The following is a 26082-nucleotide window of genomic DNA, read 5'->3' as shown; positions in this document are numbered from 1 at the left end:
ACACAGGGAGGGCCCCCGCCGATCGGCGGGGGCCCTCCCTGTGTGTCGCCCGGGTGCAGGGCGGAGAAGGCACGGACGTGACGGGTTCGGGTATCGGGGACCCGCGGGCTACCGGCGCTTCGACACGGTGACGGTGAAGCGGGGCGAACGGTCGAGCTGGCGTGTGGGACCGATGACCCGCTCGAGGACGGGCCGGTAGCGGAGGTGGCTGTTCCACACCGTCCACAGCTCGCCTCCCGGCGCCAGGACGCGGGCGCACGCGTCGAAGAGCCGATGGGCTATACCCGCGTGCACGGTGCTGCCGATGTGGAACGGCGGGTTCAGGACGATGACACCCGCCGAGGCGTCCGGGACCGTCGACAGGGCGTCGTCCCGGCTCACCCTGACACGGTCCGCCACGCCATTGGCTGCCGCCGTGGCGAGCGTGGACGCCGCCGCCGAGGCCGACTGGTCCGTGGCATGGACACGCAGGCGGGGATGGCAGAGGGCGAGGTAGGCGGCGATCGCCCCGTTCCCGCAGCCCAGGTCGACGACCTCCGCCGGATCGGGCCCGGCCGTCGGGTCCGTCAGCCCGCGGAGGTGGGGGAGCAGCAGCCGCGTACCCGGGTCGAGGGCGGCGCCGCCGAACGTCGCGCCGTAGGCGCGCAACTCGAGAGGCCCGGCGAGGCCGACGTCGTACCGCGCGCCCCGCGGGAAGGAGGACCCGCCGACGGGCCGCGAACCGGTGGCGACGAGCACGCGGGACTTCTGCCGGGCGAGACCCGCTGTGACGTCCGAGAAGTACCGGCCGAGCACCGTGTTCATGGCCGGCGTCATGTGCTTGACCCGGCCGGTGGCCAGGACCTGCACTTCCGGACGCGCGAACTGCGCGATCGTCCGGGCGATCTCGTCCAGTTCGTCGAGGGAGCGGGGCAGACGCAGCAGGACCGTGGAGACGCCGTCGAGCAGCTCGGCGTCCAGCCGACAGGACCGGTAGGACCCCTGCATCCCCTGGTCCGCGGCGTTCAGCGCGAGGGCCCGCTCGTGCACGATGCCGTCCTGGAAGGCGCGGACGCGAGCGCCGGACAGTTCTGCCGCGCCGAGGGTGAGGGCGCCGTAGGCATCGTTGATCGTGGCGATGCGGCCGTGGGGACCGAGGCCACCTGCGGCGGTGTCGAGGAGCAGCCGATCGGCTGCGTCCACGGCCACGAGTTCCTGTGCCTCGATGTCGGGACGGCGGCGCAGGAGGTCCAGGCTGAACGGGATCACCCTGTCCATCCTAGGTGCCGGCCCGCCTTCGGTCAGGAGGTGCCCGCACCGGACTCGGGACCGCCCGGGCTGTCCGGGCCGTCGGGCAGGTGCGTCGTCGGACGCTCCGCGCCGGTACTGTCCCTGCCGTCGACGGTATCGTCCGTCCCACTCGTGCCACTCGTGCCGGTGCTGCCGCCGCCGCTGCCGGTACCGTTCGGGGCGGAGGCCCCTCCGGCCCTCGTGCCGAGGAGCCAGTCGAGCGACGTCCCGCCGGGTTCCCCCGGGGAGGCGACGGACACCGATCCGTCGTCCGCCGGGTGACTGTCCGTCCCGCCGTCGTCCGCCGGGTGACTGTCCGTCCCGCCGTCGTCCGCCGGGTGACCGTCCGTCCCGCCGTCGTCCACGAGATCCGTGCTGTACGGCGCGCGGGGCGGCGCGGGCAGGCGATCGATCAGTTCGTTCGCCGCATGCGCGAGCAGATCGCGCTGCAGGGGCGGGAGGGTGAAGGAGCCGTGCAGATAGGCCTCGACCTCGTACTCCCCGGCATCACCTGCCAGCCCGAAGTAGTGCAGCCACAGTTCACCGGGGTCGATCTGCGCGTGGCGGATGGCCCGGAGGAGGTGGATGCGCTGGTACTCGTGGTCCGGATGGTTCTCCACGTGCAGCGCCCTAGTACGAGGTGCCGGCGGTGCCGTTGATCACGGACTGCGCGACCGTCCGCAGGTCCACGCTCGTGGTCGACGCCTCGGACAGCATCCGTCGCATCGCTGCGTCGGCGTCGAGCCCCTGCCGTTCCATCAGCATGCCGCGGGCCGTGGAGATGAGGTCGCGCGTGTCGAGGGCGTCGCGCAGTGCCTTGCTCGCCGCAGCCGGGGAGCTGTCCGGCTGGACGTTCCCGAGCAGCGTCGCCGCAGGGGACGCGAGGAGCACGAGCTGCCGGCGATCGTGCAGGGAGAAGGCCGACGGGAACGGGGAGTAGACCTTGAGTGCGCCGATGCTCCTCCCGCTGTGCACGAGAGGCGTACTGAGGGTCGATCGCAGGGGGAGATGCCGGACGGCCTCCTGCCAGAGGGGCCAGCGGTCGTCCGAACGGACGTCGTCGATCTGTACCGTGTCCTCGGCGGCCCAGGCGGTGAGGCACGGGCCCTGGCTCAGTGCGTACTGGAGCGCATCGGCTTCGGCGACGACGTCGTCGGTGTACCCGGTGCTCCGCCTGCGGCCCTGATCGTCGATGAGGGAGACACCCGCTCCGAGCGATCCGGGGATCGACCTCTTGACGGCCTCGGCGAGATCCTCGACCGCGCGCCCTGCCGTGCCCTCGGTCAGCAGGAGGCCCTTGAGTCTGGCGAAGACGAACGTCAGTTCTTCGATGGGTGAAGTCACAGTTCCAGCCTCGGCAGCAGAGCGGATTCGATCGGGTACGGAGTATCAGGATACACAGGGGACCCAGCAGGCCCGGCTGCATCGGGATGCGCATTCCGGGAGCGGATACGGGCGATCACGAGGAGGTGCACAGCGACAGCCGTTCGCGCCGTCCGCCTCAGTTCCCGGACGGGACGGTCGCGAGCAGCTCCTTCTCCTCGACCAGCTCGGTCGAGAGCGTCTTGTAGCCCACCGATCCGAACAGTACGGTGATGATGCCCTCCTCGTAGCCCATGACCGTCCCGCGTCCCCACTCGGGGTGTTCGACGTCGGTGTCGACCTCGAACGGGACGTCCGCCTGCGGGTCGGCGCCCGCTCCGGCCGGCTCCGGCACGGTTCCGGCCTGCTCCTGCCGGGAGCAGTTGTCGCAGTTGCCGCAGGCCTCCGGCAGTTCCTCGCCGAAGTACGCCAGCAGGAACTGCCGCCGGCAGCCCCTGGTCTCCGCGTACCGGCGGGCCATGTCGACGCGCGACCGGTCGATGCGCTCACGACGCTCCGCCTGCTCCACCGCCGCCGCCACCGCGTCCGAGGTGGACATCCTCCTCGCCCGGTAACCCTTCACGCCGTCGCCGACGGCGCCGGACGCCTCGAGCAGGTTGAGGAGCCCTGCCAGCTTCCGGGGCGCCAGGCCGGAGAGCTCCCTCAGCTTCTTGGCCTTGACGGGCTTGCCGTGGACGGCGAGGAGCGCGAACAGCTCTCTCAGCTGGGTGCGGTTGACGGACTTCGCGGCGAAGAAGCGGCGAAGGGACAGGTCCTCCGGGCGGTAGTGCAGGATCGCCCTCGACGCGAGCCCGTCCCGCCCGCCCCGGCCGATCTCCTGGTAGTAGCTGTCCAGGGAATCCGAGATGTCCGCGTGGAGGACGAAGCGCACATCCGGCTTGTCGATGCCCATGCCGAAGGCGGTCGTCGCGACGACCACGTCGATGGAGCCGTCGAGGAACCCCTCGTGCACTGCCCGGCGTTCCTTCTTGAGCCGCCCGGCGTGGTAGACGTCGGCCCGCCGTCCGCGCTCCTGCAGTTCCGCGGCGAGGGCGTTGGCGGACTTCTTCGTCGCCGTGTACACGAGGCCGGGTCCCTCGAGGGCCAGGACCTGGTCGCGGACGGCACGCTCCTTCTCGGCACCGTCGACGTGCTGGACGACGTCCAGGGACAGGTTGGGGCGGTCGAAGCCCTCCACGATCACCGCGTGGTCCGCCAGGTGGAGCCGTTCGGTGATCTCCGTCTGCACGGGGTGCGAGGCCGTCGCGGTGAGGGCGACCACCGGCACCCTGAGATCCCTGAGCAGGTGGCCCAGCTGCAGGTAGTCGGGCCGGAAGTCGTGGCCCCAGGACGCGACGCAGTGCGCCTCGTCGACGACCACGAGCGACACGTCGAGCGAGCGGAGCCGTGCGGCGACGTCGTCGCGTGCGATCTGCTCGGGTGCGAGGAAGAGGAACTTCGCGCGCGTCGCCTCGTCGCGGTCGGCTGCCGCCGCCCAGGCGGCGTCGAGCTCGGTCTTCGTCATCCCCGAGTTGATGACGTAGGCGCGGGTGGAGCCCGAGGTCTCGTTGATCGTTTCGGCCTGGTCGTGCTGCAGTGCGATCAGCGGCGAGACGACGACGGCGACGCCGGGCAGCGTCAGGGCGGGCACCTGGTAGATGGCCGACTTCCCGGAGCCGGTCGGCATGACGCAGAGGACGCTCCTGCCCTCGAGGACCGCTTCCATGGCGCGCTCCTGGCCGGGGCGCAGGTCCTCCCAGCCGAAGGTGGTGGCGGCGGTCGATCGAAGGTCGTGCAGGGTGATGGTCACGGTACTCCTCGGGGACGGCGGTGCCTTCAGCGTATTCAGGGGCACCGACACTCGCCCGCGGGGACCGTCGCTCCTGCGCGGTCTTGACAGCGGATGCGGGGGACGCCGGGCTAGGGTTGGCCCATGCTGCGCATCGGACTGACCGGAGGGATCGCCGCGGGGAAGTCGGTGGTGGCCCGCCGCCTCGCCGACCTCGGCGCGGTGGTCGTCGATGCCGACCTCCTGGCCCGCGAGGCGGTCGCGCCGGGGTCGCCCGGCCTGGACGAGGTCGTCTCGGCCTTCGGCCGGGGCGTCCTGGGCCCTGACGGCGCGCTCGACCGGCCCGCGCTCGGTGCCCTGGTCTTCGCCGATGCCTCCGCGCGGGAGCGGCTCAACGCGATCGTGCATCCGCGGGTGCGGGCCCTGGCCACGGCGATCGTCGACGGGGCGCCCGGGGACGCCGTCGTGGTCGAGGACATCCCGCTACTCGTCGAGACCGGCCAGGCGGCGCGCTTCCACCTCGTCGTCGTCGTCGACGCGCCGGACGAGGAGCGCATGGGGCGGATGGTCCGGAACCGCGGCATGGATCCCGGCGACGCCGGCCGCCGCATCGCCGCCCAGGCGTCCCGCGCCGAGCGGTTGCGGGAGGCCGATGCCGTCCTCGCCAACGACGGGACCCTGGACGAGCTCCTCGCCGCGACGGACGCCCTCTGGTACCGCAGGATCGTGCCGTTCCGGGACAACCTGTCCGCCGGCGTCCCGGCCGCCGATCCGGCGGGCCCGCTCGCCGCCGGGCTCGCCGGCACGAGCGGCCTGGGCCGGCGCATCCGGGCGAAGCTGCTCGCGGTACTCCCTCCCGGCGCCTCGGTGGAGCCCGGCAGCCCTCCCGACGGCGAGCCGGACGACGGTCCGACGGGCGTGCAGGTGACCCTTGCGGCGGACGCCGATGCCGCGGCCGTCACCGCGGCCCTGGTGCTGGCGGGATACCCCCGCGTCCGGGGCGGCCGACGCGCCGGGGACGGGTCCGGCGTGGGCGGCGGGGCCGTACATCGCGCCGCCGATCCGGCCGTCGACGCCACGGTGACCGTGGTCCGTCCTCCGCCGTCCGCCTGAGGCGCTGCGGCCGGGCCGCGAGGGGTTCAGCCGCCAGCAGATCCTGGTGGAAGTGTCGCCGGCAGCGACTACCGTTGAGGCATGAGTCTTGCGCAGGATATCAAGCGAGTCGTCGCTCCGTTCGAGGTCATCAGCGAGTACACGCCCGCGGGCGACCAGCCCACCGCCATCAAGGAACTCGCGGAGCGCATCAACGCGGGGGAGAAGGACGTCGTCCTGCTCGGCGCCACCGGTACCGGCAAGAGCGCCACGACCGCCTGGCTGATCGAGCAGGTCCAGCGCCCCACCCTGGTCATGGTGCAGAACAAGACCCTCGCCGCGCAGCTCGCCAACGAGTTCCGGGAACTGCTGCCCAACAACGCGGTGGAGTACTTCGTCTCCTACTACGACTACTACCAGCCCGAGGCCTACGTCCCGCAGACGGACACCTTCATCGAGAAGGACTCCTCCATCAACGAGGAGGTCGAGCGCCTGCGGCACTCCGCGACCAACGCCCTGCTCACGCGCCGCGACGTCATCGTCGTCGCCACCGTCTCCTGCATCTACGGGCTGGGGACGCCCGAGGAGTACATCAACAAGATGGTCACGCTGCACCGCGGCGACCAGATGAACCGTGACTCGCTGCTGCGGCAGTTCGTAGGGATGCAGTACACGCGGAACGACATGGACTTCCACCGCGGCACATTCCGGGTGCGCGGGGACACCGTCGAGATCATCCCCATGTACGAGGAGCACGCGCTGCGCATCGAGTTCTTCGGGGACGAGGTGGAGAACATCTACACGCTCGACCCGCTGACCGGGAACGTGATCCGGGAGGAGGAGGAGATGTACGTGTTCCCCGCCTCCCACTACGTCGCCGGTGAGGACCGCATGACGCGGGCGATCAAGGACATCGAGGACGAACTGCAGCAGCGCCTGGCGGAACTCGAGTCGCAGAACAAGCTCGTCGAGGCTCAGCGCCTCCGCATGCGCGTGACCTACGACCTCGAGATGATGCAGCAGATGGGGTTCTGCAACGGCATCGAGAACTACTCGCGGCACATCGACGGCCGTGATCCCGCCTCGGCGCCGCACTGCCTGCTCGACTACTTCCCCGACGACTTCCTACTGGTCGTCGACGAGTCGCACGTGACCATCCCGCAGATCGGCGCCATGTACGAGGGCGACTCGTCACGGAAGCGCACCCTCGTGGACCACGGGTTCCGGCTGCCGTCCGCCATGGACAACCGCCCGCTGAAGTGGGACGAGTTCCAGGACCGCATCGGGCAGACGGTCTATCTGTCCGCAACGCCGGGCAAGTACGAGCTGGGCAAGGCGGACGGCTTCGTGCAGCAGATCATCCGGCCGACCGGTCTCATCGACCCCGAGGTCGTCGTCAAGCCCACCAAGGGGCAGATCGACGACCTGCTCGACGAGATCCGGAAGCGCACGGCGATCAACGAGCGCGTCCTCGTCACCACGCTCACGAAGCGCATGGCCGAGGACCTCACGGGGTACCTCCTCGAGCACGGGGTCAAGGTCGAGTACCTCCACTCCGACGTCGACACCCTGCGGCGGGTGGAGCTGCTGCGGGAACTGCGGATGGGGACCTTCGACGTCCTGGTCGGCATCAACCTCCTGCGGGAGGGGCTCGATCTTCCCGAGGTGTCGCTCGTGAGCATCCTCGACGCGGACAAGGAGGGCTTCCTGAGGAGCGCGACCTCGCTCATCCAGACGATCGGACGCGCAGCACGCAACGTGTCCGGGGAGGTCCACATGTACGCGGACCGCATCACGGACTCGATGGAGCGCGCGATCGACGAGACGAACCGGCGCCGCGAGATCCAGGTGGCCCACAACCTGGAGCACGGCATCGATCCCACGCCGCTCAGGAAGCGGATCGCGGACATCACCGACACCATCAACCGCGAGGACGCCGACACACGCGCCCTGCTCGAGGAAGCAGGCAAGTCCCGGAAGCCGAAGAAGGGCGTCGGGCGGCACGAGGGCCTCGCGTCGGTGCCCGCCGAGGACCTGACCGACCTGATCCAGCAGCTCACGGACCAGATGCATGCGGCCGCGGCCGAGCTGCAGTTCGAGCTGGCCGGGCGGCTGCGCGACGAGGTCGGCGACCTGAAGAAGGAACTCCGGCAGATGCAGTCCGCCGGCCACGCCTGACCGGAGGTCCGACGCGGGCCCTGCCCACGGCGTTCCTCGGGGCAGGGTCCGGGCGAGTCGGCCGGGCGGCGGTCGGGTCGGCGGCGGGTCGTCCTATCGGAGGGTCCGTGCGCTTGGGGTCCGGACCGGCGACGGGGACCGCGACGATCCCGTCAAGGGACGATGTGTCGACACAACCCGTGCACGGTATTCGCGCGCTTCTCGTCCGCCCGGGTACCATTGACCCGACGTAGGGGAGTATCCCAAGCGCTACGGACGTCAACACGCAGGGCATCGTCGGCCTGCCGGACGTAGCGGCGAGACGGCACTGTGCCGCGGCGGAGAGACTTACGGCGATCGACTCCACCCTCCGGAAGGTATTCCATGCCCGCATTGCCCCTGGCGTTCGAGATCGGCACGTTCGTCGTGCTCGGGATCATCCTGCTGTTCGACCTGCTGCTCGTCGTCAAGCGGCCCCACGAGCCCTCCATGAAGGAGGCCGGCCTGTGGGTCGCCTTCTACGTGGGGCTCGCGCTCGTGTTCGCGGCCCTCATGTTCTTCTTCACGGGCCCGGAGTACGGCGGGCAGTTCATCGCCGGCTGGATCACCGAGTACAGCCTGAGCATCGACAACCTGTTCGTCTTCATCATCATCATGGCGCGGTTCTCCGTGCCCAGGAAGTACCAGCAGGAAGTGCTGATGGTGGGCATCATCATCGCGCTGATCCTGCGCGGCATCTTCATCGCGCTCGGTGCGGCGGTCATCGAGAACTTCAGCTGGATCTTCTACATCTTCGGTGCCTTCCTCCTGTACACCGCGTACAAGCAGGCCACCGACTCCGGTGAGGACGAGGAGCACGCGGGGGACAACAAGCTGATCGCGAAGCTCAGGTCCGTCCTGCCGATGTCCGAGTCCTACGACGGCAACAAGGTACGCACCGTCGTCGACGGCAAGAAGGTCTTCACCCCCATGCTCATCGTCTTCGTGACGATCGGGCTCACCGACCTGCTCTTCGCCGTCGACTCCATCCCGGCGATCTTCGGCCTGACGCAGAGCGCGTTCATCGTGTTCACCGCGAACATCTTCGCCCTCATGGGCCTGCGCCAGCTCTACTTCCTCCTCGGTGGCCTGATGACCCGCCTCATCTACCTGAAGCACGCCCTCTCGGTGATTCTCGCCTTCATCGGGGTGAAGCTCGTCTTCCACGCGATGCACGTCAACGAACTGCCGTTCATCAATGGCGGCGAGCACATCGAGTGGGCCCCCGAGATCCCGACGTTCGTGTCCCTCGCCGTGATCATCGCGACGATCGTGGTCGCCGTCATCGCCAGCCTGGTCAAGTCCAAGGCCGACGAGAAGGCCGCCGTGCGTTCCGGCACGTCGACCGGGACGCCCTCCGCGGTCGACGACGGACTCGACGAGGCGGCCGACGAGGCCGGCGCGAAGGAACCCCGCCGCTAGCTCCCGGCCCCGGCCGGGAAGCGCACACCGGAAGGACCCCGCACCACGCGGGGTCCTTCCGCGTATGACGGCCGAACGTACCTGCCGGCCCGCCCCGACCGCCCGACGGTCGACCAACCCGTCCGCCCGCAGGGTCGGCGGCCCCGCCGGCCTCCGGCCCGACCTGCGGAACCGACCGGACGCGGTGGGTCAGGCGCGCGTCATCCCGAGCAGCCGTTCGAAGATCGCCTCGCCGTCGTCGGCGATCCCGTCATGGTGGAACTCGTCCGTCTCCCACACCTCGAGCCTGCGGACCGCTGCTGCGGTCGCCAGGGACAGATCCCTGTCGACGTAGATGTCGTGGCGGTAGACGGCGGCGGCGACCGGCACGGTGTTGGTCGCGAGGACATCGCCGTCGTACAGGCTGCCCCAGTCGTCCTTCGCCGCGAGCACGTGCGCGACGTCGCGGAGCGGCCGCAGCGCGGGATCCTCCTCGAAGTACCAGGGGTACACCATCTCGCCGGTGAACAGGATCTCCGCGGCGTCGTCGCGGAACTGCGGGTACTCGTCGAGCACGCGCCCGGCCGACCAGCCCGACGCGAAGCCCTGGCAGTAGATGGACTCGTGCATCAGGGCGTAGAGCGGCTGCGACGCCCGGCTCACGATGCCCTGGACCTGCTCGAGGAACGTCGCGGACAGCCGGGGCCCGTCGGGTGCGGCGGTGAAGGCGTCCTCCAGCAGGTAGTGCAGGCCGTGCACCCTCGTGTTCCCGCCCAGGAACGAGCCCACCATCTGGAAGCGCCGCACCGTCAGGCGTTCCCCGCTGGGGAGGAACTCCTCCACCGCTGCGAGGTGGCGGGCGACGCGTGTCGTCAGCTCCCGGTCCTCGGGGTACCACGAGAAGTACTCCCGGTTGCGTTCCTCGACCCGGGCGAACGTCGCCCGGTAGACCTCGTCGGGATGGCCGGTCAGGGGAGCGAGGCCGCCCGTGACGAGGGCACGCTCGACGCCCTCGGGCGCCTTCGACAGGTAGGTGAGCGTGCAGAAGCCGCCGTAGCTCTGCCCGAAGACCGTCCAGGGGCCGCTGCGCAGCCGGGCGCGGACCAGTTCGGCGTCCGCCACGATCGCGTCCGCCCGGAAGTGGGCCAGGTAGTCCGCGCGGGCCTGCGGTGAGGGCAGTGCCGCGAGCGTCGCGGCGTCGGCGGGCGTCGAGCGTCCCGTGCCCCGCTGGTCGAGCATGAGGATCCTGAAGTCCTTCGCGGCGGCCTTCATCCAGCCCGAGAGCTGCGTGGTCCGGACACCGCGGCCGCCGGGGCCTCCCTGCAGGAACAGGAGCCAGGGCAGGCGGGCGGCAGCCTCGTCGCTGTGCTCGAGCGACGAGTACTCGCGGGCGAAGACCTCGATCGGCTCCGACGCCGGGTCCCCGTGGTCGAGCGGCACGCGGAAGGTGTGGCCGGTCGCCCGCAGACCGCGCATGACGGCGGTCCTGCCGACGACGTGGTCACCGTCGTCGGGCGCGGTGCCCGGCGGAGGCGCGGATGTCACAGGGCCGCGACGTCGGCGAGCGCGCTGCCCGTGAGCCGGAAGGTGCTCCAGCCGGACTGCGGCCGTGCGCCGAGCTGTTCGTAGAAGCGGATGGACGGCTCGTTCCAGTCGAGGACCGACCACTCCACGCGGGCGTACCCGCGCTCCGCGGCGATCCTCGCGAGGCCGGCCAGCAGGGCCTTGCCGTGCCCTGCGCCGCGCGCCTCGGGGCGCACGTACAGGTCCTCGAGGTAGATGCCGTTGACGCCCTCCCAGGTGGAGTAGTTCAGGAACCAGAGCGCGAAGCCCTGCACCTGCCCGCCGGCCTCCGCCACATGCGCGTAGATCGTGGGCTTCTCACCGAACAGCGCGTCCTGCAGGGACCCGACGGTGTTCTTCACCGCGTCGGGCTCCCGCTCGTAGAGGGCGAGGTCGTGGATGAGCTGGAGGATGACCGGCACGTCCGCCGGGCGTGCTGCGCGAATCGAGGACATGACCCAAGACTAGCGAAGCCGGAGCAGCCGCTCAGGCGGCGACCGGTGCCCCCACGCCGAGGATCCGGACCACCGGGGTGCCCGCCTCGTCCGACGCCGGGAGGTCGATCTCCGCGTTGATGCCCCAGTCACCGTTCCCTTCCGGGTCCTTCAGGATCTGCCGCACCCTCCAGAGGCCCGGGGCCTTGGTGATGAGCAGCAGGGCAGGTCCGCGGGCCTCGGGGCCGTCGTCGATGTCCTCGTAGTCCCCGAAGTACCCGTCGAGGGCCTCGGCCCAGCGGTCCGCGGTCCACCCGGAGTCCGCGTCCAGCGCACCGAGCGCCTCGTCCCGTTCGTCGGCGAACAGCTTCACGCGCTGGAACATCTCGTTGCGCACCATGACGCGGAAGGCCCGCTCGTTCGACGTGACCGACGGCGGCTCCTCGGGGAGTTCCACGGCGTCGACCGCGACTCCCGGCGCGATCCCGGCGGACAGCTGGGTCCACTCGTCGAGGAGGCTGCTGTCGACCTGCCGGACCAGTTCGCCGAGCCATTCCATGATGTCGCTGAGATCCTCGCGGAGGGCCTCGACCGGCACGGTGTGGCGCAGGGCCTTGTAGCAGTCGGCGAGGTAGCGCAGGAGGATGCCCTCGGAGCGCGTCAGGGAGTAGAACGCCACGTACTCGCCGAAGCTCATGGCCCGCTCGTACATGTCGCGCACCACGGACTTGGGCGCGAGCTCGAAATCGCCCAGCCAGGGCGCCGACGCGCGGTACACGTCGAACGCCTGCTGCAGCAGCTCCTCGAGCGGCTTGGGGTAGCCGATCTCCTCGAGGCGTGCCATGCGTGCGTCGTAGTCGATGCCCTCGGCCTTCATGGCCGCGACCGCCTCCCCGCGGGCCTTCTTCTCCTGCGCGTTCAGCACCTGCCGGGGCTTCTCGAGCGTCGCCTCGATGACGGAGACGACGTCGAGGGCGTAGCCCGGGGCCTCGGGGTCGAGGAGTTCGAGGCTGGCGAGGGCGAAGGGGGAGAGCGGCTGGTTCAGCGCGAAGTTGGCCTGCAGGTGGACCCTGAGCCGCACCTGCCGGCCGTCCGGCTCGGGGACGGGCAGCCTCTCCACGATGCCCGCCGTGATGAGCTCACGGTAGATGCCGATGGCACGGCGCAGGAGGCGCAGCTGCGACGCGCGCGTCTCGTGGTTCTCGGTCAGGAGGCGCTTGGTGGCGGTGAAGGGATCCCCGGGCCGCTCGAGGAGGTTCAGGAGCATGGAGTGGCTGACGGAGAACGACGACGTCAGGGGGTCGGGGACGCTCTCGACGAGCCGCTCGTACGTAGGCTTACCCCAGGAGACGAAACCCTGCGGCGGCTTCTTGCGCACCACCTGGCGCAGCTTCTTCTGGTCGTCGCCGAACTTGGTGACGGCCTTGGCCATGGCCTTGGTGTTCTCGACCACGTGGTCGGGCGCCTGCACCACCACGGTCCCCGCGGTGTCGTACCCGGCCCGGCCGGCCCGGCCGGAGATCTGGTGGAACTCGCGCGCGTTGAGCAGCCGCGTGCGGACGCCGTCGTACTTGCTGAGCGCGGTGAGGAGCACCGTGCGGATCGGCACGTTGATGCCGACGCCGAGCGTGTCCGTCCCGCAGATGACCTTGAGCAGCCCGGCCTGGGCGAGCTGCTCGACCAGGCGCCGGTACTTGGGCAGCATGCCGGCGTGGTGCACGCCGATGCCGTGCCGGACCAGCCGGTTGAGGGTCTTCCCGAAGCCCGCGGAGAACCGGAACGTCGCGATCAGGTCGGCGATGCGGTCCTTCTCCTCGCGCGTGCAGACGTTGACGCTCATGAGGTTCTGCGCCCGCTCGATCGCCTCCGCCTGGCTGAAGTGCACCACGTACACGGGCGCCTGCCGGGTGGACAGCAGTTCCTCGAGGGACTCCTGCACGGGCGTCTCGACGTAGTAGAAGTGCAGGGGGATGGGCCGTTCGACGGACGTGACGGTCGCCGTCGGGCGGCCCGTGCGCTCCGTGAGGTCCTTCTCGAACCGCGTGACGTCGCCGAGGGTCGCGGACATCAGGAGGAACTGCGCCTGGGGCAGTTCCAGCAGCGGGACCTGCCACGCCCAGCCCCGCTGAGGGTCGGAGTAGAAGTGGAACTCGTCCATGACCACGGTGTCGACGTCGGCCAGGGCGCCCTCCCGCAGGGCGAGGTTCGCGAGGATCTCCGCGGTGCAGCAGATGATCGGCGCGTCCTGGTTCACCCCCGAGTCGCCCGTGATCATGCCCACGTTCTCCGGCCCGAAGATGTCGCAGAGCGCGAAGAACTTCTCGGACACGAGCGCCTTGATCGGTGCCGTGTAGTAGCTCGTCCGTCCCTCCGCGAAGGACTTCAGGTGGGCCGCGACGGCGACCAGCGACTTCCCCGAGCCGGTCGGGGTCGCCAGGATCACGTTGTTGCCCGAGACCAGCTCCATGGCGGCCTCGTCCTGCGCGGGGTACAGGGCCAGGCCGCGGGACACCGCCCAGGCCGTGAAGGCCTCGTAGACCGCGTCCGCGGTGAGTCGGCCGTCGTCGTGCCGGGGCAGGTGCTCTTGGATCCTCATGGTCCGTTCAGCCTACCGGTGGGGGCGTTAGGGTGGACCATGCGCTGGGACCCCGGACTCTACGCCCGCCACGCCGGTCATCGCGGTCGGCCCTTCTTCGACCTCGTGGGACGGATCGAGCATGGTTCCCCGCGGAGCGTCGTCGATCTCGGCTGCGGACCCGGGGACCTGACCGAGGCGCTCGCGCAGCGGTGGCCCGACGCGACGGTGCGGGGGGTCGACTCCAGCGCGGACATGATCGAGGCCGCCCGCCGCCGCCCGGCGCCCCCGAACCTGGCCTTCGACGTGGGAGACCTCCGCGACTACCGGCCGGGCTCCGACGAGGTCGTCGTCACGAACGCTGCCCTCCAGTGGATACCCGGCCACCGGGACCTCCTGACCACCTGGGCGGAAGCCCTCCCCGCGGGCGGGTGGATCGCGCTCCAGGTCCCGGGCAACTTCTCGGCCCCGTCCCACGCCCTGATGCGCGAGCACGCGGCGAGCCCCCGGTGGGCGGACAGGCTCCGCGGCGTGCTCCGCCACGAGGACGCCGTCGGGGAACCCGCGGACTACCTGGCGCAGTTGCTGGCTGCCGGCCTCGAGGCCGATGTCTGGGAGACGACGTACCAGCAGGTGCTGCCGGGGGAGGACGCCGTGCTGGGCTGGGTGCGTGGGACCGCGTTGCGGCCGGTCCTGGAGGTGCTGTCGGACGAGGAGGCCGCCGAGTTCGAGGCCGGGTACGGGGAGCTGCTCCGGAGGGCGTACCCGAGGGGCGGGCACGGCACCGTGTTCGGCTTCCGCCGGATCTTCGCCGTCGGGCACCGGCCCGCCTGAGCAGAGGTTCCTCCGACCGGCCGCTCCGTGCCGTCCGTCCGTCCGTCCTACCGGCCGTCCTACCAGCCGCGCTGCTTCCACTCCGCCAGGGAGCCCCGCTCCGCGCCGAGCGTCGTGCCCCTGCCGTGCCCGGGGTGCACGAGGGTGTCGTCGGGCAGGCGGTCGAAGACCCGGGTGACGACGTCGTCGAACAGGGACGCGAACCGCCCCGGATCGCCCTGCGTGTTGCCGATACCGCCCGGGAACAGCGAGTCCCCCGTGAACAGGTGCGCGGGGCCGTGCGGATCCCGGTACAGGATCGCGACGGAGCCGGGGGTGTGGCCCCGGAGGTGGATCGCCTCGAGCTCGAAGCCCTCGAAGGACCCGACGTCGCCGTGCCGCAGCGGGACGTCCGTCGCCACGGCGATGTCCTCGACGTCGTCCACCCCCGCGGCGGTGCGCGCCTTCGTCGCGTCCGCGACTCCGGCGAGCGCGCGCACATGGTCCCAGTGCGAGTGCGTCGTGATGATGAGGGCCACGCGGGCCTCCGCGTCCGTGTCCTCCTGCGCGTCCGCGAGGAGGCCGAGGATCGCCGGGGCGTCGTCGGCGGCGTCGACGAGCACCTGCGCGCCTGTCGACTTCGAGGTCAGCAGGTACACGTTGTTGTCCATCTCGGACACGGACAGGCTGCGGATCGTGAGTTCGCTGAGGTCGTGCAGGGGCTGGGTCATGGGCACAGTGTAGGCGCGCGCCGGCAGGACGGCGGGTAGGGTTCGAGTACGTCGCGGCCACCCGGCCGGTTCGGATCCTCCCGGAAGGGGCACAGGGCGTGGAGCAGGACATCCCCCGGTGGTTGCAGCTCGATCCGGCCAGCAGGACACCTCCCTTCGAGCAGATCAAGCAGGCAATCCTCACCGCGGCCGCCTCGGGGAAGGCCGCCGTCGGCACGCGGCTGCCACCCGTCCGCGGCCTGGCGTCGCACCTGGGTATCGCGGCGAACACCGTCGCCCGGGCCTACCGCGAACTGGAGCAGGCAGGGGCCGTGGAGACGAAAGGCCGTGCCGGGACGATCATCACCGCCGGGGGAGACGATGCACGCCGTCGGGTGGCGGCGGCGGCGGACGAGTTCGCTGCCGTGGTGGATTCGACGGGCCTGGCCGAGAGCGAGGCCGTAGCCATGGTCAGGGCGGCATTGCGCCGAGCGTGAACGGCGCCGTCAGGCGCGCCACGATAGCGCGGAAAAGCGCTTATTCGAATATGTCTTCGAAGCGGTTTTCACCTACAGTGGATGGGTGTCTACAGCAAAGTCTCTCGAGCAGCACGCCCACAATCCGGCGCCGGCCCCCCAGGACCTGTCCCGGCTGATCGTCAAGGGCGCACGCGAGCACAATCTGCGCAATGTCGACCTCGACCTCCCGCGCGACGCCATGATCGTCTTCACCGGCCTCTCGGGATCGGGCAAGTCCTCGCTGGCCTTCGACACCATCTTCGCGGAGGGCCAGCGACGCTACGTCGAGTCCCTGTCCGCCTACGCCCGGCAGTTCCTCGGCCAGGTGGACAAGCCCGACGTCGACTTCATCGAGGGCCTCTCACCCGCCGTCTCGATCGACCAGAAGTCCACGAGCAAGAACCCCCGGTCCACCGTGGGCACGATCACGGAGATCTACGACTACATGCGCCTGCTCTGGGCGCGCGTCGGCCGCCCCCATTGCCCCGTCTGCGGGGAGCCCGTCGCGAAGCAGACGCCGCAGCAGATCGTCGACCAGCTCCTGGAGCTCGACGAGGGCACGCGCTTCCAGGTCCTCGCGCCCGTCGTCCGCGCCCGCAAGGGTGAGTTCGTGGACCTCTTCCAGGAGCTCACCGCCAAGGGCTACTCGCGGGCCCGCGTGGACGGCAAGCTCATCCAGCTGAGCGATCCGCCGAAGCTCGGCAAGCAGTACAAGCACACCATCGAGGTCATCATCGACCGCCTCGTCGTCAAGGGTGGCATCCAGCAGCGCCTCACCGACTCCGTCGAGACGGCGCTCAAGCTCGCCGACGGACGCGTCCTCGCCGAGTTCGTCGACCTCCCCGAGGACGACGCCAAGCGCCTCCACGCCTTCTCCGAGCACCTCGCCTGCCCGAACGAGCACCCGCTGGCCATCGACGAGATCGAGCCGCGCTCGTTCTCCTTCAACAACCCGTTCGGCGCGTGCCCGGCCTGCACCGGGATCGGCAGCAAGCTCGAGGTCGACGAGGAGCTCGTGGTCCCCAACCAGGACCTGAGCCTGGCCGAGGGTGCCATCGCCCCGTGGTCGCTCGGCACGGCGACTACCGAGTACTGGACGCGCCTGCTCGAAGGGCTCGCCGCCGAGCTCAAGTTCGACGTCACCACCCCCTGGCGGAAGCTGCCCGACCGCGCCCGCGAGGCCGCGCTGTACGGCAAGGACCACAAGGTCGTGGTGCAGTACAAGAACCGCTTCGGCCGCGAGCGCAAGTACAGCACCGGCTTCGAGGGCGCCATCCAGTACATCCAGCGCAAGCACCTGGAGACGGAGTCCGACAACGCGAGGGACCGCTACGAGGAGTACATGCGGGAGATCCCGTGCCCCACCTGCGGCGGCGCACGGCTCAACCCGGCATCGCTCTCCGTGCTCATCAACGGCCGCTCCATCGCCGAGGTCGCAGCGATGCCGATGCGCGACTGCGCGGAATTCCTCGACACCCTCGTCCTGACGGGACGCGAGGCGCAGATCGCCAACCAGGTCCTCAAGGAGATCCAGGCGCGCCTGACCTTCCTCCTCGACGTCGGCCTCGAATACCTCAACCTCGAGCGGGCCTCCGGCACGCTGTCCGGTGGCGAGGCCCAGCGCATCCGCCTGGCCACGCAGATCGGGTCCGGTCTCGTCGGCGTGCTCTATGTGCTCGACGAACCGTCCATCGGGTTGCACCAGCGCGACAACCGCCGGCTCATCGAGACCCTCACGCGGCTGCGTAACCTCGGCAACACGCTGATCGTCGTCGAGCACGACGAGGACACGATCGCCGAGGCCGACTGGATCGTCGACATCGGGCCGGGCGCGGGGGAGCACGGCGGCCAGGTGGTGCACTCGGGGCTCCTCGAGGACCTCCTGACGAACGAGAACTCCCTGACCGGCGACTACCTCTCGGGACGCCGCAGGATCGAGATCCCGGCGAAGCGCCGCAAGATCGACCGGTCCCGGCAGCTGAAGGTCGTCGGCGCCCGCGAGCACAACCTCGTGAACGTGGACGCGACGATCCCGCTCGGGGTGCTCACCGCCGTGACGGGCGTGAGCGGCTCCGGCAAGTCCACCCTCGTGAACGACATCCTCTACAAGGTCCTCGCCAACAAGCTGAACGGCGCGAAGCAGGTCGCCGGCCGGCACAAGCGGATCGACGGCCTCGAACACCTCGACAAGGTCATCCACGTCGACCAGAGCCCGATAGGCCGCACGCCGCGGTCGAACCCCGCCACCTACACGGGCGTCTTCGACAACATCCGCAAGCTCTTCGCGGAGACGACGGAGGCCAAGGTCCGCGGCTACCTGCCGGGCCGCTTCTCCTTCAACGTCAAGGGCGGCCGCTGCGAGGCCTGTTCCGGCGACGGCACCCTGAAGATCGAGATGAACTTCCTCCCGGACGTGTACGTGCCCTGCGAGGTGTGCCACGGTGCGCGCTACAACCGCGAGACGCTCGAGGTGCACTACAAGGGCAAGACCATCGCCGACGTGCTCGACATGCCGATCGAGGAGGGCGCCGAGTTCTTCGCCGCGTTCAGCCCGATCGCTCGGCACCTGAACACGCTGGTCGAGGTGGGGCTCGGCTACGTGCGGCTCGGGCAGCCCGCGACCACCCTGTCCGGTGGTGAGGCGCAGCGCGTCAAGCTCGCCAGCGAACTGCAGAAGCGGTCGAACGGCCGGAGCATCTACGTGCTCGACGAGCCGACGACCGGTCTGCACTTCGAGGACATCCGCAAGCTCCTGCTCGTCCTGCAGGGACTCGTGGACAAGGGCAACACCGTCATCACCATCGAGCACAACCTCGACGTGATCAAGAGCGCCGACTGGGTGATCGACCTCGGACCGGACGGGGGGTCCGGCGGCGGACAGATCATCGCGACGGGCACGCCCGAGCAGGTCGCCAGGAACGAGGGGAGCTACACCGGCACCTTCCTCAAGGAGATCTTCGCCAAGGCCGTGTAGTCCGGCGTCGCCCTCCCGGATATGCCCGGGAGGGCATGCATGCCCTCCGGCCTCCCGGTGCTATGGCAAGCTTGCCCGGTGGCACCTATGCGTTCGCTGATACTCTTCGACCTCGACGGCACATTGGTCGACCCGGCGGGAGCCATCACGGGGGGCATACGCGAGGCCCTGCGCCGCCACGGGCTCCCCGTGCCCGACGAGGCCGTCCTCCAGGCCATGGTCGGTCCTCCGCTCGTGCGGTCGCTCACCTCGCTCGCCGGCGTGCCCGGCACCCGCGTGCAGGACGTCCTCGACACCTACCGCGCGGGCTACGTCGACACGGGCATGGCCCGGAGCCGGCCCTACCCGGGGATCGCCCGGTGCGTCGACGCACTCAGCCGCGGGGGCGCCGTGGTGGCCGTCGCCACCCAGAAGCCCGAATGGCTCGCGGAGGAGCTCCTCGCCGTGCAGGGGCTCCGGCACCTCTTCGCCTCCGTCCACGGGTCCCCGCGGGACGAATCCACGGCGGCGGACGGGAAGGCAGCCATCATCCGGGCGGCCCTGGACCGCCACCCGGACGCCGCCGGATCCGCCGTGATGGTCGGCGACCGCCGCCACGACGTCGAGGGTGCCTCCGCGAACGGCCTGCCGTGCATCGGCGTCGGCTGGGGGTTCGCCGCCCCCGGCGAGCTGGAGGACGCGGGCGCCGCCGCCGTCGTGCAGTCCGCCGACGAGCTCCTGGAGGTGCTCGGTGGGAGTCTATGACCTGACGCGCAGCACCACCCGGGGTCTCATCGCAGGGCTCTGCCGGCCCACCGTCGAGGGACTGCACCACGTGCCCGCGGACGGCCCGTTCATCGTCGCCGCGAACCACCTCTCGTTCCTCGACAGCGTCCTCGTCCAGGCGCTCATGCCCCGGCCCGTCGCCTTCTTCGCCAAGGCCGAGTACTTCACGGGCACGGGGATCAAGGGCGCCCTCATGAAGTCGTTCTTCGAGGGCGTGGGCTCCATCCCCGTCGAACGGGGACAGCAGGCCGCGAGCGTGCAGGCGCTGAAGACCCTCCTCGACCTGCTCGAGCAGGGCGACGGCGTCGGCATCTATCCGGAGGGGACCCGCTCACGGGACGGCAGGCTCTACCGCGGCCGGACCGGCGTGGGGTGGCTCGCGCTCACCACGGGCGCCCCCGTGGTGCCGGTCGGACTCCTCGGCACGGACGCGCTGCAGCCGGCGGGCAGGAAGGGCGTCCGGCCCCAGCACTTCACCCTGCGCGTCGGGCGCCCCCTCGTGTTCGCGAAGACCGGACCGGGGCATCCGCTGCCCGCACGGCGCGACGCCACGGACACCATCATGGACAGCATCGCCGCCCTCACCGGCCAGGAACGGGCGCCGCACTACAACCAGAGCCCCGCTGCCGAGTAGTCCGCGTCCGACGCCGCGGCGGGCGTCAGCGGTGAGCGGAACCGCGCCGCCGCGGTCGGGGCATGTCACCGCCCGGACCTAGGATTGGAGGCGTGGCAAACCCCGTGACGTACCGTCCGAAGACCGGCGAGATCCCTCTCGATCCGGGCGTGTACCGATTCCGCGACGAGCACGGCCGGGTCATCTACGTCGGCAAGGCGAAGAACCTCCGCTCCCGCCTCAACTCCTACTTCGCGAACCCGCAGGGCCTCCTCGCCAAGACCCGCAGCATGGTCTTCACCGCCGCGAGCGTGGAGTGGACCGTGGTGGGCAGCGAGCTCGAGGCGCTGCAGCTCGAATACACCTGGATCAAGGAGTTCGATCCGCGGTTCAACATCATGTTCCGCGACGACAAGTCCTACCCCTACCTCGCCGTCACCATGGGGGAGAAGTACCCCCGCGTCCAGGTGATGCGCGGTGACAAGAAGAAGGACACGCGCTACTTCGGGCCGTTCTACCCCGCGAAGGCCATCCGCGAGACCGTGGACACGATGATCCGCGTCTTCCCCGTCCGCACGTGCAGCGCCGGTGTGTTCAAGCGCGCCGAACGCAGCGGGAGGCCCTGCCTCCTCGGCTACATCGACAAGTGCTCGGCCCCGTGCGTCGGCCGCATCAGCGCCGAGGACCACAGGGCCCTCGCCGGCGACTTCTGCGAGTTCATGTCCGGCGAGGCCAAGAAGTTCATCTCCGGGCTCGAACGGAAGATGACCGAGGCGGTCCGGGAGCTCGACTACGAATCGGCGGCACGCCTCCGCGACGACATCGCCGCGCTCCGCCGGGTCTTCGAGCGGAACACCGTCGTGCTGAGCGAGGACACCGACGCCGACATCTTCGCACTCAAGGAGGACGAGCTGGAGGCCGCCGCCCAGGTCTTCCACGTCCGGGGCGGACGCATCCGCGGGCAGCGCGGTTGGGTCGTCGAGAAGGTCGAGGACATGGACACCCCGGACCTCGTGGAGCACCTGCTCCAGCAGGTCTACGGCGAGGGCAGCAGCAGCAACGAGCAGATCCCGCGCGAGGTGCTCGTCCCGGTGCTGCCGAGCAACTCCGACCAGATGCTCGAGTGGCTGCGCGGGCTCCGCGGAGCCCGCGTGGACGTGCGCGTCCCGCAGCGCGGCGACAAGGCCACGCTGATGGGCACGGTGGAGCAGAACGCCGCCGAGGCGCTGCGCCTGCACAAGAGCCGCCGCGCCGGCGACATCACCACGCGGTCCACCGCCCTGCAGGAGCTGCAGGAGGCCCTCGACCTGCCCCAGCCGCTCATGCGCATCGAATGCTTCGACATCTCGCACGTGCAGGGGACCAACGTGGTGGCCTCGATGGTCGTCGTCGAGGACGGCCTGCCGCGCAAGTCCGAGTACCGCAAGTTCTCGATCACGGGTGACGCCGCACGCGACGACACGGCGTCCATGTACGACGTCATCCACCGCCGGTTCCGCAACTACCTCGCCGGGAAGACGGGCCCGGCGCGCGACGCCGCCGCCCCCGACCCGGAGGTCGATCCCGTCGACGACGAGGCGTCGGTCCTCCCGCACCCGGCCGTGGACGACCCGCCCGGCGCGGACGGGGGGCCGCTGAAGGACACGACGACGGCGATCACCCGCAACCGGTTCGCCTACCCGCCGAACCTCGTCGTCGTCGACGGCGGACCGCCCCAGGTGGCCGCTGCCTCCCGGGCCCTCGAGGACCTCGGGATCGACGACGTGTTCGTGATCGGCCTCGCCAAGCGGCTCGAGGAGGTGTGGATCCAGGACAGCGAGTTCCCGGTGATCCTCCCGCGCGCCTCGGAAGGGCTGTTCATGCTGCAGCGCATCCGCGACGAGGCGCACCGCTTCGCCATCACCTTCCACCGCCAGAAACGCGGCAAGTCGATGACCGCCTCGGCGCTCGACGAGGTCGCAGGACTGGGCCCCGCCAAGCGCAAGGCCCTGCTCAAGCACTTCGGGTCGGTGAAGAAGATCCGGGCGGCCTCCGTCGAGGAGCTCGTCGAGGTGCCGGGCGTCGGTCCCGCCCTGGCCGAGACGATCCGCACCTCGCTCGCGGTCGCCCCGGAGGACGCCCCCGCCCCGGCCGTGAACATGACCACGGGCGAGATCATCGAAGATTAGCTAGGCTGAAGGCGCGGCCGGAGGCGTCGCGGAGACCACACCAGGGCCGGCCGGGAGACCGGACGCCCCGTCGATCCGGAACGGATGCACCACGATGACTGAGGCCACGAGCCTGACTCCGGTCGAACCCGCCGAATCCGAGCTGCTGGTGGTGACCGGCATGTCGGGGGCCGGCCGCAGTACCGCCGCGAACGCCCTGGAGGACCACGGCTGGTACGTCGTCGAGAACCTGCCCCCGCAGATGCTCACCACGCTCACCGAACTCGTCGCGCGGACACCCGAGACCATCCCCAAGCTGGCCGTCGTCGTCGACGTGCGCGGCAAGGAGCTCTTCCGTGACATCCGGGCGTCCCTCGAGGGCCTCCGCTCGGCCGGCGTGAACTACCGGGTGCTGTTCCTCGACGCCGACGACGCCGTGCTGGTGCGACGCTTCGAGCAGGGCCGCCGCCCGCACCCCCTGCAGGGCGACGGCCGCATCCTCGACGGGATCGCCGCCGAACGCGAGGTGCTGAAGGAGCTGAAGCACTCGGCGGACGACGTCATCGACACGACGGACCTCAACGTGCACGCCCTGGCCACCAAGGTCACCGAGCTGTTCTCCGACTCCGGCCCGATCGTCCTGCGGCTCAACGTGATGAGCTTCGGCTTCAAGTACGGCCTCCCGGCGGACGCCAACTACGTGGCGGACGTCCGGTTCATCCCGAACCCCCACTGGGTGCCCGTCCTGCGTCCGCAGACGGGCCTCGACACGCCGGTCCGCGACTACGTGCTCGGGGCGCAGGGGGCCGGCGACTTCATCGAGCGGTACGTCAACGCCCTGGTCCCCGTGCTCGACGGGTACCGCCGGGAGAACAAGCACTACGCCACCATCGCGGTCGGCTGCACGGGCGGCAAGCACCGTTCGGTGGCCGTGACCGAGGAGATCGCGCAGCGCCTGGCCCAGCTGCCGGGAGTGCAGGTCGCCGCGCATCACCGCGACCTCGGACGTGAGTGATGGGAGTCCTCTCCGGGCCCCTTCCCCTCGTCCCGCCGTCCGCACGGCGGCAGGGTGATGCGGGCGGCGGGCCCGCCGTCGTCGCCCTCGGCGGCGGCCACGGACTCTCGGCGTCCCTCTCCGCCCTGCGGCTCCTGACGCAGGAGCTGACCGCCGTGGTCACGGTCGCCGACGACGGGGGGTCCTCCGGACGGCTCCGCCACGAACTCGGGGTCCTGCCTCCCGGGGACCTGCGCATGGCCCTCGCCGCGCTGTGCGACGACACCGACTGGGGCCGGACCTGGCGTGACGTGATGCAGCACCGGTTCACCTCCCGCCACGGCGTCGAGAGCCCCCTGGACGACCACGCCATGGGCAACCTGCTGATCGTCACCCTGTGGGAGCTGCTGGGGGATCCCGTGGCAGGCCTCCAGTGGGCCGGCGCCCTCCTCGGAGCCCGCGGGCGGGTCCTCCCCATGGCCAGCGTGCCCCTCACCATCGAGGGGGACCTCCTCAGCGAGGCGGAGGGTGCGCTGCGGGTCACGACCGTCACCGGCCAGGCGAAGCTCGCCGTCGCCTCCGAGACCGGCAACGTCAGCAACGTCCGGCTCCTGCCGCCCGCCGCCCCCGCGTGCGAGGACGCGCTGGAGGCCATCGAGCTGGCCGACTGGGTCATCCTCGGCCCGGGCTCCTGGTACACGTCCGTGCTGCCCCACCTGCTGCTCCCCGAGCTCAGGGACGCCCTGTGCCGCACCTCGGCCAGACGGTGCCTCACGATGAACCTCAGCAACGACACGAAGGAGACCCAGGGCATGAGCGCCGTGGACCACCTCCACGTCATCTCGCGGTACGCCCCCGACTTCACGGTCGACGTCGTGCTCGCGGACCCCGCCGTGATCGCCGACCGGGACGAGTTCGAGCGGACCGTCGCCGGGATGGGGGGACGCGCCGTCTTCGGTACAGTGGGAGCTTCGACCGGAAAGCCCGTCCACGACCCGCTCCGGCTGGCGACGTCCTACAACGACATGTTTGGGGAGAACTAGGAGTGCATCTGTGGCCCTGACCGCCGACGTCAAAGAGGAGCTCTCGCACCTCGACGTCAAGAAGTCCTCGGTCCGCAAGGCCGAGGTGTCCGCGCTGCTGAGGTTCGCCGGGGGCCTCCACATCATCTCGGGCAGGATCGTCATCGAGGCCGAGGTGGACCTCGCGTCGACCGCCCGCCGGCTGCGCGCGGCCATCGCCGAGGTGTACGGCCACAACAGCGAGATCATCGTGGTCACCGGCGGCGGTCTGAAGCGGGGCAACAGGTACGTGGTCCGCGTGGTGCGCGACGGCGAATCCCTGGCGCGCCAGACGGGACTCCTCGACAGCCGCGGCCGCCCCGTCCGGGGGCTGCCGTCCGCCGTCGTGAACGGGTCGACGGCGGACGCCGAGGCCGTCTGGCGCGGGGCCTTCCTCGCGCACGGGTCGCTCACGGAACCCGGGCGGTCCTCCTCCCTCGAGGTCACCTGCCCCGGCCCGGAGTCGGCCCTCGCGCTCGTCGGTGTAGCGGGGCCCCTCGACATCTCCGCGAAGGCACGCGAGGTCCGCGGCATCGACCGCGTCGTCATCCGTGACGGCGACACCATCGCCGCGCTCCTGACGCGGATGGGCGCCCACGACGCGCTCATGGTGTGGGAGGAACGCCGGATGCGCAAGGAGGTGCGGGCGACGGCCAACCGCCTCGCCAATTTCGACGACGCGAACCTGCGCCGGTCCGCGCAGGCCGCGGTCGCCGCCGGGGCGCGCGTGGAGCGCGCCCTCGAGATCCTCGGCGAGACCGTCCCCGAGCACCTGCGGTACGCCGGCGAGCTGCGCGTCGCCCACAAGCAGGCGAGCCTCGACGAACTCGGGCGCCTCGCCGACCCGCCCATGACCAAGGACGCGATCGCCGGGCGCATCCGCCGGCTGCTCGCGATGGCCGACAAGCGGGCGTCCGACATCGGGATCCCGGGGACCGATGCGAATGTGACCGCGGACATGCTCGACGAGTGAAGAAATGCATAGGATGGAACAGCAAGCCCGCTTGTCATCGAGCGAGCCGTCTGCCCTCCGTACCACGGGGGCGGCGGACCGCGCGGGCACCTGAGATACCAACATGGAGGACTACGTGAGCGAATACGTACTGCCGGATCTTGACTACGACTACGCGGCCCTCGAGCCGCACATCTCGGGCCGGATCATGGAGCTCCACCACTCCAAGCACCAGGCCACCTACGTCAAGGGCGCCAACGACGCCCTCGCGCAACTCGCCGAGGCCCGCGCGAAGGGCGAGTTTGGGATCATCCCGAAGCTCTCCAAGGACCTCGCCTTCCACGTCGGCGGGGTGATCAACCACAGCATCTTCTGGAAGAACATGTCCCCCGAGGGAGGCGACAAGCCCGACGGCGAGCTCGCCGCGGCGCTGGACGACGCCTTCGGCTCCTTCGATGCGTTCCGTGCGCACTTCACGGCCGCCGCCACCTCGCTGCAGGGGTCGGGCTGGGCCGTCCTGGCCTACGAACCGCTGGGCAAGAACATTGTCATCGAGCAGCTCTACGACCAGCAGGGCAACGTGCCGGTGGGCACCATCCCGCTGCTCATGCTCGACATGTGGGAGCACGCCTTCTACCTGGACTACGTCAACGTGAAGCCGGACTACGTCAAGGCGTGGTGGAACCTCGTGAACTGGGCCGACGTCCAGACCCGGTTCCAGGCAGCACGCACCGGCGCCTCCGTCCTCCTCACGCCCGGAGCGTAGCGCGCGCCGCGGGCGGACAGGGCGGGCACCACGGCCACCCGTCCGCGGCAACCGCCGTCCGGGATGCGTGCCGCCCGGGCGTGCTGAG

At 70.4% G+C, this 26082-nt stretch carries 21 protein-coding genes; 13 read left to right on the top strand and 8 right to left on the bottom strand.

The features are described from left to right. Positions 1-108: 108 nt before the first annotated feature. From ACX80K_RS03200 to ACX80K_RS03185, 4 genes are all read right to left on the bottom strand, one after another. Complete coding sequence (locus ACX80K_RS03200) at positions 109-1257, bottom strand: class I SAM-dependent methyltransferase (RefSeq protein ID WP_459270410.1); 1149 nt, start codon at positions 1255-1257, stop codon at positions 109-111. Positions 1258-1280: 23 nt separating this feature from the next. Then, the gene (locus tag ACX80K_RS03195) at positions 1281-1889 is read right to left on the bottom strand and encodes a hypothetical protein (protein WP_459270409.1); all 609 of its coding nucleotides are present in this window, start codon (positions 1887-1889) and stop codon (positions 1281-1283) included. 10 nt (positions 1890-1899) lie between these two features. Then, positions 1900-2613, bottom strand: coding sequence for a GAF and ANTAR domain-containing protein (locus tag ACX80K_RS03190; RefSeq protein ID WP_459270408.1), 714 nt, complete (start codon positions 2611-2613; stop codon positions 1900-1902). A 157-nt stretch (positions 2614-2770) separates the two neighbouring features. Beyond that, the gene (locus ACX80K_RS03185; RefSeq protein ID WP_459270407.1) at positions 2771-4441 is read right to left on the bottom strand and encodes a RecQ family ATP-dependent DNA helicase; all 1671 of its coding nucleotides are present in this window, start codon (positions 4439-4441) and stop codon (positions 2771-2773) included. A gap of 123 nt (positions 4442-4564) precedes the next feature. Here ACX80K_RS03185 and coaE point away from each other — a divergent pair, with 123 nt between their 5' ends. The 3 genes from coaE to ACX80K_RS03170 all read left to right on the top strand — a co-directional run bounded on the left by coaE (position 4565) and on the right by ACX80K_RS03170 (position 9130). Beyond that, positions 4565-5533 (top strand): dephospho-CoA kinase, encoded by a 969-nt coding sequence (gene coaE / locus ACX80K_RS03180; RefSeq protein WP_459270406.1) that lies wholly within the window; start codon positions 4565-4567, stop codon positions 5531-5533. An 81-nt stretch (positions 5534-5614) separates the two neighbouring features. Beyond that, positions 5615-7690 (top strand): excinuclease ABC subunit UvrB, encoded by a 2076-nt coding sequence (uvrB, locus tag ACX80K_RS03175; protein WP_459270405.1) that lies wholly within the window; start codon positions 5615-5617, stop codon positions 7688-7690. 363 nt (positions 7691-8053) lie between these two features. After that, positions 8054-9130 (top strand): TerC family protein, encoded by a 1077-nt coding sequence (locus ACX80K_RS03170; protein ID WP_459270404.1) that lies wholly within the window; start codon positions 8054-8056, stop codon positions 9128-9130. Between the two features lie 189 nt (positions 9131-9319). On the opposite strand, the gene ACX80K_RS03165 is transcribed toward ACX80K_RS03170, so the two are convergent. The 3 genes from ACX80K_RS03165 to ACX80K_RS03155 form a co-directional block, all read right to left on the bottom strand. Then, on the bottom strand, positions 9320-10585 hold the full coding sequence (locus ACX80K_RS03165; protein WP_459270676.1) for an alpha/beta fold hydrolase: 1266 nt from the start codon (positions 10583-10585) through the stop codon (positions 9320-9322). Positions 10586-10650: 65 nt separating this feature from the next. Then, positions 10651-11127, bottom strand: a complete 477-nt coding sequence (locus ACX80K_RS03160) for a GNAT family N-acetyltransferase (RefSeq protein ID WP_459270403.1) — start codon at positions 11125-11127, stop codon at positions 10651-10653. Positions 11128-11158: 31 nt separating this feature from the next. After that, positions 11159-13702 (bottom strand): DEAD/DEAH box helicase, encoded by a 2544-nt coding sequence (locus tag ACX80K_RS03155; protein WP_459270402.1) that lies wholly within the window; start codon positions 13700-13702, stop codon positions 11159-11161. Positions 13703-13741: 39 nt separating this feature from the next. On the opposite strand from ACX80K_RS03155, the gene ACX80K_RS03150 reads away from it, so the two are divergent. Beyond that, complete coding sequence (locus tag ACX80K_RS03150; RefSeq protein ID WP_459270401.1) at positions 13742-14515, top strand: trans-aconitate 2-methyltransferase; 774 nt, start codon at positions 13742-13744, stop codon at positions 14513-14515. A gap of 59 nt (positions 14516-14574) precedes the next feature. On the opposite strand, the gene ACX80K_RS03145 is transcribed toward ACX80K_RS03150, so the two are convergent. After that, positions 14575-15225: an MBL fold metallo-hydrolase gene (locus ACX80K_RS03145; protein ID WP_459270400.1), complete on the bottom strand. Its 651-nt coding sequence runs from the start codon at positions 15223-15225 to the stop codon at positions 14575-14577. A gap of 98 nt (positions 15226-15323) precedes the next feature. Here ACX80K_RS03145 and ACX80K_RS03140 point away from each other — a divergent pair, with 98 nt between their 5' ends. From ACX80K_RS03140 to ACX80K_RS03100, 9 genes are all read left to right on the top strand, one after another. Beyond that, positions 15324-15701, top strand: coding sequence for a GntR family transcriptional regulator (locus ACX80K_RS03140; RefSeq protein WP_459270399.1), 378 nt, complete (start codon positions 15324-15326; stop codon positions 15699-15701). Between the two features lie 85 nt (positions 15702-15786). Further along, complete coding sequence (gene uvrA / locus ACX80K_RS03135; RefSeq protein WP_459270398.1) at positions 15787-18696, top strand: excinuclease ABC subunit UvrA; 2910 nt, start codon at positions 15787-15789, stop codon at positions 18694-18696. Positions 18697-18783: 87 nt separating this feature from the next. Beyond that, complete coding sequence (locus ACX80K_RS03130) at positions 18784-19440, top strand: HAD hydrolase-like protein (RefSeq protein ID WP_459270397.1); 657 nt, start codon at positions 18784-18786, stop codon at positions 19438-19440. Continuing rightward, a complete protein-coding gene (locus tag ACX80K_RS03125; RefSeq protein ID WP_459270396.1) occupies positions 19427-20095 on the top strand; it encodes a lysophospholipid acyltransferase family protein in 669 nt (222 codons plus the stop codon). Before ACX80K_RS03130 ends, ACX80K_RS03125 begins: the two co-directional genes overlap by 14 nt. A 92-nt stretch (positions 20096-20187) precedes the next feature. Next, positions 20188-22242, top strand: coding sequence for an excinuclease ABC subunit UvrC (uvrC, locus tag ACX80K_RS03120; protein ID WP_459270395.1), 2055 nt, complete (start codon positions 20188-20190; stop codon positions 22240-22242). A 94-nt stretch (positions 22243-22336) separates the two neighbouring features. Next, positions 22337-23236: an RNase adapter RapZ gene (gene rapZ, locus ACX80K_RS03115; RefSeq protein ID WP_459270394.1), complete on the top strand. Its 900-nt coding sequence runs from the start codon at positions 22337-22339 to the stop codon at positions 23234-23236. Next, positions 23236-24258 (top strand): gluconeogenesis factor YvcK family protein, encoded by a 1023-nt coding sequence (locus ACX80K_RS03110; protein WP_459270393.1) that lies wholly within the window; start codon positions 23236-23238, stop codon positions 24256-24258. The genes rapZ and ACX80K_RS03110 overlap by 1 nt, the downstream gene beginning before the upstream one ends. Before the next feature lie 10 nt (positions 24259-24268). Further along, entirely contained in the window at positions 24269-25249 is a 981-nt protein-coding gene (gene whiA / locus ACX80K_RS03105) for a DNA-binding protein WhiA (protein WP_459270392.1), read from the top strand. Positions 25250-25364: 115 nt separating this feature from the next. Continuing rightward, on the top strand, positions 25365-25994 hold the full coding sequence (locus ACX80K_RS03100) for a superoxide dismutase (RefSeq protein ID WP_459270391.1): 630 nt from the start codon (positions 25365-25367) through the stop codon (positions 25992-25994). The last annotated feature ends 88 nt before the right edge of the window (positions 25995-26082 follow it).

The sequence above is a fragment of the Arthrobacter sorbitolis genome (assembly GCF_054510995.1).
This window is presented reverse-complemented; position numbering and strand designations above follow the sequence as displayed.